Below are 10,188 nucleotides of genomic sequence, written 5' to 3' on the forward strand. Positions count from 1 at the left end.
GCCCAGGCCGACAGGAAGGAGCTTCAATGAAGGTGTACTACGACAAGGACTGCGATCTCTCTCCCATCAAGGAGCGCAAGGTCGCCATCATCGGCTATGGTTCGCAGGGCCACGCCCACGCCCAGAACCTGCGCGATTCGGGCGTGGAGGTCGTGGTGGGGCTGCGCAAGGGCGGCGCTTCGTGGCACAAGGCCGCCAGCGCCGGCCTGCGGGTCGAGGCGGTCGCCGATGCGGCGCAACAGGCCGACCTGGTGATGATGCTGCTGCCCGACGAACACATCGCCCAGGTCTACCGCGACGAGATCGATGCCCGCATCAAGCCCGGCGCGGCGCTGGCCTTTGCCCACGGCTTCAATGTGCATTACGGCCTGGTCACGCCGCGCAACGATATCGACGTAATCATGGTCGCGCCCAAGGCGCCCGGCCATACGGTGCGCAGCAGCTATACGCAAGGCGGCGGCGTGCCTCACCTGATCGCGGTGCACCAGGACAAGTCCGGCGCCGCGCGCGACGTCGCCCTGTCCTACGCCAGCGCCAATGGCGGCGGCCGCGCCGGCATTATCGAAACGGACTTCCGCGAGGAAGCGGAAACCGATCTGTTCGGCGAGCAGGCGGTCTTGTGCGGCGGCACGGTGGAATTGATCAAGGCCGGATTCGACACGCTGGTGGACGCCGGTTACGCACCCGAGATGGCATATTTCGAGTGCCTGCACGAACTGAAACTGATTGTCGATCTGATCTATGAAGGCGGCATCGCCAACATGAACTACTCGATCTCGAACAATGCCGAATTCGGCGAGTACGAGACCGGGCCCCGCATCATCACCCGCGAAACCCGCGAGACCATGCGCCAGATCCTGCACGACATCCAGAGCGGGGAATACGCGAAGAAATTCGTGCTTGAGAATGCCGCGGGCATGCCCACGCTGGCTGCGCGCCGCCGCATCAATGCGGAATCGGAGCTGGAACGCGTCGGCGGCAAGCTGCGATCCATGATGCCGTGGATCACCGCCAACAAGCTGGTGGACCGCAACAGGAACTGAACGCCGCGCCGGCCCCTCTCTCGCGCCGCAAGAGAGGGTATGCCGGACGCCGCTACCGACGCTCCAGCCGGTCAGCCGCCTCGCCGTCGGCGGCGGGCAGCCATTCTTCCAGCGTGATCTCGAACGTCATGCAGATGGGGTTGGCGCCGGGCACGAAAGGCCCGCCATGCACCTGGCCTTGCGGATCCGCCACCACGCCCGACAGCGTGGCGCTGACCGACCCGTCGGGTTGCGCCCGGACCTCGCCCGCCAGGCTGACGATTTCCACGGCCGGGCCGGCGATATGGCTGAATCCGCCATCGCGCGTATACAGGCAGGCATCCACCAGGCTGCCGAGCGCGCCACGCACGAACGCGTTACGAAAGCCTTGCGCCAGGCAGAGCTTTTCCACGCCCTGCACCAGGTCCTCGTTGGGACCGATACGCGCGTAGGCCACCCGTCCCATGCTGCCGAATTCAACTTCCGCGGAGCTCATCGCGCCCTCCTTCTTGCGGCTGCAGCAGCCTGAGATTGGTTTCAGGATCGTAGCTGGCGCGCAGGTCGAAACCTTCCAGCGACGTCACCAGCACGGGAATGGGCCGTGGCCCGACGATCGTGCTTTGCGGCACGAGGTGTCCCCCCGCCGGCGGCCCCCGGTCGCCGCGAAAAGCGGCGTGGCAATGCACCAGGGGCATGCCGCTATCGGTCTTGCCCAGCGTAGCGTTGCCGAAGATCAGGTAGGCCGGCCCGACGGCGATGGGCTCGGTATAGGCCACGACCGTCCGGTGTGACGGATCCGGCGGCGCGGTGCAGTAGTCGATATGGCTGAAAGCGCCGCCCAGCAGCGTCATGGACGCATTGGCCACGCCGGCCTGGGACAAGGCCAGGACGATGGCGTCGAACAGGCTGGCGCCCGGGCGCAATGCCAGGCGGATATGGCGGCCTTGAAGCGCCGAACAGCTATGTATGCGGACCGGGTTGTAGGCACCCGGATGAATCAGCGTTCTGGGGCGGGGCAATGCTGGTGTTCCCCGCAACGAACGATCCACGGTGGTGTATCGCATGGTCTTGACTCCGTGCGCTTGTGGCGCATCAAGTGGAACCTGGGCAACGACTCAGTGCTAGGCAGGCAACATGCCGGCGGCGGTGAAACCGCCATCCACGCAGATCACCTGCCCCGTAACATAGCTGGACTTGGAGTCATCGAGCAACCAGCTTATGGTGCCGTTCAACTCCTCGGGCGCCGCATAGCGATGCTGCGGCACCACGCGTTCCCAGGCCTGGCGCGCCTGCGTGGTGTGCATCTGATTGACCAGCGGCGTCTCGACCGGCCCCGGCGCCACGGCGTTCACGCGGATGCCATAGGCCGCCAGTTCCACCGCCATCACCCGCGTCAGCGTCACGACCCCGCCCTTGGACGCCCCGTACGCGGCCCGGCCGGCGTTGCCGCGGATACCCGAGACCGAGGCGATGTTCACGATCGAGCCCCGGCCGCCGTCGCGCATGCGGCGAGCCACTTCGCGGGCCACCACGAACGAGCCCACCAGGTTGACTTCCAGGATCCGCCGCAACAGATCGGTCTCGGTGTCCAGGAACGGCACGTCGCGGCCGATTCCGGCGGAATTCACCAGGCCGCGGATCGCGCCAAAGCGCGCTTCCAGCCGGCCCAGCGCCTCGACCACGCCGGCTTCGTCCGACACATCCATGCGCACGCACGCATAGCGCTGGGGATCAGCCAGGTCCCGGACTTCGTCCAGCCGCTCTTGCGACACATCCGCCACCAGCACGGTGCGGCCGGCGTCCAGCAAACCGCGCGCGAGCGCCAGGCCGATGCCTGACGCGCCGCCGGTCACCAGGATCGCGTCTTGATTCGTCTGCATGATTCTGTCTCCACTTTTTTGATTTCTGCTTCGGGTCACTGCCTTGCGCGTCGGCCCTCCTTGTCGCCGGTCCTGCGCGGCGCGCCGCGCTACGGCTTGTCGGCGGCCGGCAGGCAGCCGCGTTCGTAGAGCGCATTGCGCACCAGGTTCTTGGTGATCTTGCCGTAGCCGGAACGCGGCAGCGCATCCCAGAAGAAGACGTGGCGCGGCAGCTTGTAGCGGGCCATCCGCGGCGCCATCCAGGCCAGCAGTTCGTCTTCGGCCAGCGTCTGCCCCGCGCGCGGCACGCACACCATGACGCCCACCTCGCCCCACGTGGGATCCGGCACGCCCAGCACCGCCACTTCCGCCACCGCCGGGTGAGTCAGCACCTTCTCTTCGACCTCGCGCGGGTAGATGTTGGAGCCGCCCGAGATGTACATGTCGGACTGGCGGCCCGTGATGTACAGAAAGCCCTCGTCGTCCATGTAGCCCAGGTCGCCGGTGCGGAACCAGCCGTCGCGGAAAGCCTTGGCATTGGCTTGCGGGTTGGCGTAATAGCCCACGAACACCGCGGGTCCGCAGACGCAGATTTCGCCGCTTTCGCCGGCCGGCAGGCGGCGGCCCGCGTCGTCCTGGATGCTGATCTGCATGCCGGTGCGTTCGAAGCCGCACGTGCCGGCGCGCGCCGCGGGCGTATCGTCGGCGTGGTGCAGCTCGGGCGGCAGCACGGTGATGTTGCCGGTCACCTCGCCCAGGCCGAAGTACTGCACCAGCACGGGCCCCAGCTTGGCCAGGGCGCGCTTCTGGTCTTCGCGGTACATCGGCGCGCCCGCGTAGATGACATAGCGCAGGCTGCTGTGGTCGTGGGTATCCACGGCCGGATGCTCTACCAGCATTTTCACGATGGTCGGCACCGTGAACATGTTGGTCACCCGATGCGCCTCGACCAGCCGCCAGAGTTCGGCGGCGTCGAATTTCTCGTGGAGCGGCAGCACCGTGCAGGCCCCGCGCGCGGCCTGCGTCAGAAAGTGGATTCCCGCGCCGTGGGACAGCGGCGCCACCGCCAGGCTCACGTCGCGCTCGGTGGTGCCCGGCATCAGGTCGCATAGATGATTGGCGATCACAAACGCCATCTGCCCATGCGTCAGCACCGCGGCCTTGGGATGCCCCGTGGTGCCGGACGTGAAGAAGAACCAGCACGGATCGTCATACTGCACGTCCGCGCAGGGCAGCGGCTGGTCCAGCCGCGCCGCGATCAGGCTGCCGGTATCCGACTGACCGAAGGCGCCGGGCCCCAGCCGCGCCAGCAACGCCAGCCCGGGTACCGCCTGCGCCACCGCGGCCGCATGCTCGGGATAGTCGCCGTGGCACAGGAAGGCCCGGGCGCCCGATGCCTGCGCCAGATACACGACCTCGTCCGGCGTGATGCGAAAGTTGGTGGGCACCCACACCGCCCCCAGGCGCAGCACGGCGAACAGGGTTTCCAGCAGCTCGAAGCCATTGCGGGAATGCACCAGCACGCGATCGCCCTTGGCGATGCCATGATCGGCCAAGGCCCGCGCCAGCGCCGCACAGCGCGCATCAAACGCCTTCCAGTTCAGTTGCCGATCGCCGCAGACCAGCGCCGCCCGCTCCGGGTGCCGGCGCGCGGCCTGGGTCACGAAGTGCGCCAGGTTCATGACGCGGCGCGACACCGGCGCCAGGCCGCCCGCGGGCGCGTCCGCGCGGAGAGCCTCCAGTACCGGCGGGGCGCTCATTTCGCGCGCTCCAGGATGCTGACGTAATTGGCCACCGCCGCGCCGCCCATATTGAACACGCCGGCCAGCGCCGCGCCGGGGATCTGCATGCCCTGCGCCTCGCCCATCAGTTGCAGGCACGCCATGACATGCAGGGACACGCCGGTGGCGCCCACCGGATGCCCCTTCGCCTTCAGGCCGCCGGACGGATTGACGGGCAGGCGCCCGTCTTTCGCGGTCAGCCCTTCCAGCACCACTTTCCGGCCTTCACCCGGCGCCGCCAGGCCCATTGCCTCGTACTCGATCAGCTCGGCGACCGTGAAGCAATCGTGCGTTTCCACCAGGCTCAGGTCATCCAGCGACACCTTGCCCGCCGCCAGCGCCGCGCGCCAGGCCCGCGCCGCGCCCTCGAACGCGGTGGGGTCGCGCCGGCTCAGCGGCAGGAAGTCGTTGACCTGCTGGCGGGCGCGGAAACGGATGGCGCGGCGCAGATCTCCCACCATGTCTTCGCTGGCCAGCACCAGCGCGGCCGCCCCGTCGGACACGGGCGAACAATCCGTGCGGCGCAGCGGCGCGGCCACGTAGGGATTCTTGTCCGACACCGTATTGCAGAAATCGAAGCCCAGGTCCTTGCGGATCTGGGCATAGGGATTGTCGACCGCGTTCTTATGGTTCTTCGCGGCGATGCGGGCCAGGCTTTCGCTTTGATCGCCATAGCGCTCGAAATAGGCTGTGGCGATGCGGCCAAACACCCCGGCGAAGCCGCCGTCAATGCCGGCCTCTTCCTTGCGATAGCTGGCGTTGAGCAAGATGTCGCCGATCTCGGCATTGGGACGGGATGTCATTTTCTCGGCGCCGACCACCAGCGCGACCCGTCCACGCCCGGATTCGATGAAATCCATGGCCGCATACAACGCGGCCGAGCCCGTGGCGCAGGCGTTCTCCAGCCGCGTTGCCGGCACATAGGCCAGCTCGGGTTGCGACAGCGCCACCAGCGCGCCCTGAAAGTCCTGCTTCTGGAAGCCGCCGTTCATGACGCCGACGTAGATGCCGTCGACCGCCCCGGCGGACAAGCCCGCATGCGCCAGTGCCGCGCCGCTGACGCGGGCCATCAGGCTTTCGGTATCGGGATCGTCGAGTTTTCCGAAGGGACTGTGCGACCATCCCGCAATCACGGCACGCTTGCTCATTGCTGTCTCCTAAAAGGGGGGGCCCCTTGCCCGCCGGACCGCGGACTCAGGGCTTTAGTTTCGGAACCGGAGGTCGCGCCCGCGCCTGCCGGTCTCCAGGGTTGGACTGGGCCTGCAGCCGCTTGGCCTCGCGCGACAACAGCTTGGCCAATTGGGACTGCCGGTCTTCGTTTTCCATGCGCGACTCCACCGCCGCGATGCTCAGCGCGCCCAGCACGCCGCCATCGGCGTCGAGCAATGCCATGCCGATACCCCAGGAGCCCGGCACCACCAGCCCGCGGTTCACGGCATAGCCGCGTTCACGCACTTCGTTGACCAGATTGCGGATCAGGGGCACCGAATAGTGCGGATAGCGCGCCGCGATCAGGTCGGCATTGGCCCGCAGGCATTCCTCGACCTCTTCGTCGCGCAATGCGGCCAGAATGGCCAGGCTGCCCGCACCGACTCCCAGGGGATGGCGATCGCCCGGCAGCAAGGCGTGGGTTTTCAGGGGGCAGTCGCCGTCTTCGCGCAATACGCAGACCGCGAACACATCGCGCCGCACCGAGAAGAACGCCGAATCGCCGCACTCGTGCGCCAGGCGCGCCACCACGGGCGCGGCGCGCCGATTGATGCCGAACCGTTCGCTAGCCAGATTGCCCAGCACATGACATTCGGACCCCAGGAAGTAGCGCCGGCTGGACAGGTCCTGTTCGACCATGCCCTCAGCGGCCAGCGCCGCCAGCAGCCGGTGCACCGTCGGCTTGCTCATGCCGGTGGCGCGGGTCAGCGCGAGCAGGCCCGCGCCTTCGCCGCGCATGCGCGCGACTCCCCGCAGCACCACCATGGCGCGGGAGATCGCCTGCGCGCCGCCGACATGGGCAGCGCCCTCCTGCGCAGCATTTGCAGAAGGTCCATATTGTGGATCGTTATTTTCTTCCTGGATTTTCATGATGGCCCTGTTTGACGTTTATTTTATTGATTTACCGGGTTAAATCAATATGATTAAATATATTCAATCCTAGTTAATGGTTCATATAGTGGACCTGATGTAGAAATAAAGCAAGATGCCGGCAACGGCGCTTTATCCGGTTTCCCTAGACGGCGGCCGGTTCTCATAATCAAGGAGACAACATGAATACGACTCGTCGGAAACTGATGAGCGCCGCGGGAGGCGGCGCGCTTTTGGCCCTGGCGCCCTATCAACGGGCACTGGCGGCGCCGGAGTTTCGCTACAAGTACGCCAACAACCTGCCGCCGTCGCACCCCATGAACCTGCGGGCGCAAGAAGCGGCCCAGAACATCGCGCGCGACACGAACGGGCGCTTTGAACTGGCGGTGTTCCCCAACAGCCAGCTGGGTTCGGACACCGACACGTTGAGCCAGTTGCGCGCCGGCGCGGTCGAATTCTTCACCTTGTCCGGCCTGATCCTGTCCACCCTGGTGCCCAGCGCGTCCATCAGCGGCGTGGGCTTTGCCTTCCCCGGCTACGACGCCGTCTGGAAGGCGATGGACGGCGAACTCGGCGCGCATATCCGCGCCGAGATCAACAGCCGCGGCCTGATCGTCATGGACCACATCTGGGACAGCGGCTTTCGCCAGGTGACCACCAGCTCGCGCGCCATCAGCGGCCCTGGCGACTTCCGCGACCTGAAGATCCGCGTGCCGGTCAGCCCGTTATGGACTTCCATGTTCAAGGCCCTGGGGTCCTCTCCGGCCAGCATCAACTTCAACGAAACCTATTCCGCGCTGCAGACCCGCGTGGTCGACGCCCAGGAAAACCCCCTGGCCATCATCCAGACCGCCAAACTCTACGAAGTACAGAAGTACTGCTCCATGACCAACCACATGTGGGACGGCTTCTGGTTCCTGGGCAACCGCCGCGCCTGGGAAAAACTGCCAGCCGACATCCGCGAAATCGTCGCCAGGCACATCAATGCCGCGGGCATGGCCGAGCGCGCCGACGTGCTGGCCCTGAACAACCAGCTGCAGTCCAAGCTGGCCGAAGAAGGCCTGGCCTTCAACACGCCCGACGCCGAGCCCATGCGCGACGCCCTGCGCAAGGCCGGCTTCTATGCCAGCTGGAAGGAAAAGTACGGGGACAAGGCCTGGGGCCTGCTTGAGCAATCGGTCGGGAGACTGTCATGAGGGTGGCCGTCGCGCAGGCCGGCCCCTCGCCGGCCGTGGATCCGCATTCCGGACACGACCAGGCCGCGCCGCCGCGCCGGGCCTGGGCCCAGTCCCTGGACAACGCGCTGGGGCATCTGGTTGAAATTCCGGCCGCCATCCTGGTGGTCGCCGAGATCGTCATCCTGTTCGCCGGGGTCGTGGCGCGCTACGCGCTGCACACGCCGCTGGTCTGGTCGGACGAACTGGCCTCCATCCTGTTCCTCTGGCTGGCCATGCTGGGCGCCGTGGTCGCCTTCCGGCGCGGCGAGCACATGCGCATGGCGGCGCTGGTCAACCGGGCCTCCCCCGCCACCCGCGCCGTCCTGGACATGGTTGCCGTTGCCGCCGCCCTGGCCTTCCTGCTGCTGCTGCAGGCGCCCGGCCTGGAATACGCGTCGGAAGAGCGCTACGTCACCACCGCCGCCCTGGAGATCCCCAACATCTGGCGAGCCGCGGCGCTGCCCACCGGCACGGCCCTGATGCTGGTGATCGCGCTGCTGCGTCTGGTCGAACGCGCCCAGTGGCGCACCGTCGGGCTGGCGCTGGCCCTGGTGGGTGCGGCGGTCGGCATCCTGGTGCTGCTGCAACCGGTCTTGCTGGGACTGGGCAATCTCAATCTGCTGATCTTCTTTGTCGGCGTCGTCGCCGCCACCGTCTTCGCGGGCGTGCCCATCGCGTTCGCGTTCGGCCTGGCGACGTTCGGCTACTTGTCGCTGACCACCAACGTTCCCATGATGGTGGTGGTCGGGCGCATGGACGAAGGCATGTCGCACCTGATCCTGCTGGCCGTGCCGCTGTTCGTGTTCCTGGGCGTCCTGATCGAAATGACCGGCATGGCGCAGCGCATGGTGGCGTTTCTGGCCAGCCTGTTGGGACACGTACGCGGCGGACTGTCCTATGTGCTGATCGGGGCCATGTACGTCGTGTCCGGCATTTCCGGCGCCAAGGCCGCAGACATGGCCGCCGTCGCGCCCGTGCTGTTCCCCGAAATGCGCAAACGCGGCGCCGACGAGGGCGACCTGGTCGCCCTGCTCTCGGCCACCGGCGCACAGACCGAAACCGTGCCGCCCAGCCTGGTGCTCATCACCATCGGGTCGGTTACCGGCGTTTCCATCACCGCGCTCTTCACCGGCGGCCTGTTGCCCGGCCTGGTCCTGGGCTTGATGCTGTGCCTGGTCGTCTGGTGGCGCAATCGCCACAAGGGGCTGCGCGCGGCGCGCAAAGCCACCGGCCGCGAAATCGGCCGCGCTTTCCTCATCGCCTTGCCCGCCCTGGCCCTGCCCTTCGTCATCCGCGCCGCCGTCGTCGAAGGCATCGCCACCGCCACCGAGGTCTCCACCATCGGCATCGTCTATGCCACGCTCGTCGGCCTGCTGGTCTACCGCTGTTTCGATCCCAAGCGGCTCAAGCCGATGCTGGTCGACACCGCCTGCCTGTCCGGCGCCATCCTGCTCATCATCGGCACCGCCACCAGCATGGCCTGGGCTCTGACCCAATCCGGCTTCTCCAGCCAGCTTGCCAGCGTCATGTCGGGCTTGCCCGGCGGGTCAGCCACGTTCCTGGCCGTCTCCATCATCGCCTTCATCATCCTGGGCAGCGTTCTCGAAGGCATCCCCGCCATCGTCCTGTTCGGTCCCCTGCTCTTCCCGATCGCCCACCAGATGGGCATCCATGAAGTGCACTACGCCATGGTCGTCATCCTTTCCATGGGCATCGGCCTGTTCGCCCCGCCCTTCGGCGTCGGCTACTACGCCGCCTGCGCCATCGGCCGCGTCTCGCCCGATGCCGGCATCCGGCCCATCATGGGCTACCTCGCCTCCATCGGCGTAGGCATCATCATCATCGCCGCCATCCCGTGGCTCTCGATCGGGTTCCTGCGCTAGGCACAACCACGCGCCATCCCCTCGCCCCGGCAAAGGCCGTCAGCAACGCATCGCTGACGGCCTTTGCCACAAGCATCCCCCCAAAATATCCTCGCAAACCGGGCCCATGCCGGCGCGGCATCGTGACGCGCCCGGATTGCGCTAAGGGAAACCCCGCGATAGATAACCCGCATACCTGATCCCACATATTTTGGGGGGATGCTTGTGGCAAAGGCCGTCAGCGATGCGTTGCTGACGGCCTTTGCCGGGGCGAGGGGATGGCGCGTGGTTGTGCCTAGCGCAGGAACCCGATCGAGAGCCACGGGATGGCGGCGATGATGATGATGCCTACGCCGATGGAGGCGAGG

At 66.8% G+C, this 10,188-nt stretch carries 9 protein-coding genes; 3 read left to right on the top strand and 6 right to left on the bottom strand.

Annotated features, from left to right (window positions below):
- Positions 1 to 26: 26 nt before the first annotated feature.
- Positions 27 to 1,043, top strand: coding sequence for a ketol-acid reductoisomerase (ilvC, locus tag A9974_RS26425; protein WP_183007136.1), 1,017 nt, complete (start codon positions 27 to 29; stop codon positions 1,041 to 1,043).
- Between the two features lie 52 nt (positions 1,044 to 1,095).
- Here the strand turns inward: ilvC and A9974_RS26430 are convergent, their stop codons facing one another.
- The 6 genes from A9974_RS26430 to A9974_RS26455 all read right to left on the bottom strand — a co-directional run bounded on the left by A9974_RS26430 (position 1,096) and on the right by A9974_RS26455 (position 6,741).
- Positions 1,096 to 1,518 (bottom strand): PPC domain-containing DNA-binding protein, encoded by a 423-nt coding sequence (locus tag A9974_RS26430; protein WP_183007137.1) that lies wholly within the window; start codon positions 1,516 to 1,518, stop codon positions 1,096 to 1,098.
- Complete coding sequence (locus A9974_RS26435) at positions 1,499 to 2,086, bottom strand: DUF296 domain-containing protein (RefSeq protein WP_183007138.1); 588 nt, start codon at positions 2,084 to 2,086, stop codon at positions 1,499 to 1,501. Before A9974_RS26435 ends, A9974_RS26430 begins: the two co-directional genes overlap by 20 nt.
- A gap of 57 nt (positions 2,087 to 2,143) precedes the next feature.
- Positions 2,144 to 2,902 (bottom strand): SDR family NAD(P)-dependent oxidoreductase, encoded by a 759-nt coding sequence (locus A9974_RS26440; protein WP_183007139.1) that lies wholly within the window; start codon positions 2,900 to 2,902, stop codon positions 2,144 to 2,146.
- Positions 2,903 to 2,991: 89 nt separating this feature from the next.
- Entirely contained in the window at positions 2,992 to 4,641 is a 1,650-nt protein-coding gene (locus tag A9974_RS26445; protein WP_183007140.1) for an acyl-CoA synthetase, read from the bottom strand.
- A complete protein-coding gene (locus tag A9974_RS26450; protein ID WP_183007141.1) occupies positions 4,638 to 5,810 on the bottom strand; it encodes an acetyl-CoA acetyltransferase in 1,173 nt (390 codons plus the stop codon). Before A9974_RS26450 ends, A9974_RS26445 begins: the two co-directional genes overlap by 4 nt.
- Before the next feature lie 46 nt (positions 5,811 to 5,856).
- Positions 5,857 to 6,741 (bottom strand): IclR family transcriptional regulator, encoded by an 885-nt coding sequence (locus tag A9974_RS26455; protein WP_183007142.1) that lies wholly within the window; start codon positions 6,739 to 6,741, stop codon positions 5,857 to 5,859.
- A gap of 182 nt (positions 6,742 to 6,923) precedes the next feature.
- Between A9974_RS26455 and A9974_RS26460 the strand changes: the two genes are divergently transcribed.
- The gene (locus A9974_RS26460; RefSeq protein WP_183007143.1) at positions 6,924 to 7,937 is read left to right on the top strand and encodes a TRAP transporter substrate-binding protein; all 1,014 of its coding nucleotides are present in this window, start codon (positions 6,924 to 6,926) and stop codon (positions 7,935 to 7,937) included.
- On the top strand, positions 7,934 to 9,841 hold the full coding sequence (locus A9974_RS26465; RefSeq protein ID WP_183007144.1) for a TRAP transporter large permease subunit: 1,908 nt from the start codon (positions 7,934 to 7,936) through the stop codon (positions 9,839 to 9,841). Before A9974_RS26460 ends, A9974_RS26465 begins: the two co-directional genes overlap by 4 nt.
- Positions 9,842 to 10,188: the final 347 nt, after the last annotated feature.

This window comes from Achromobacter sp. UMC71 (genome assembly GCF_014170305.1).
Classification (GTDB): domain Bacteria; phylum Pseudomonadota; class Gammaproteobacteria; order Burkholderiales; family Burkholderiaceae_B; genus Achromobacter.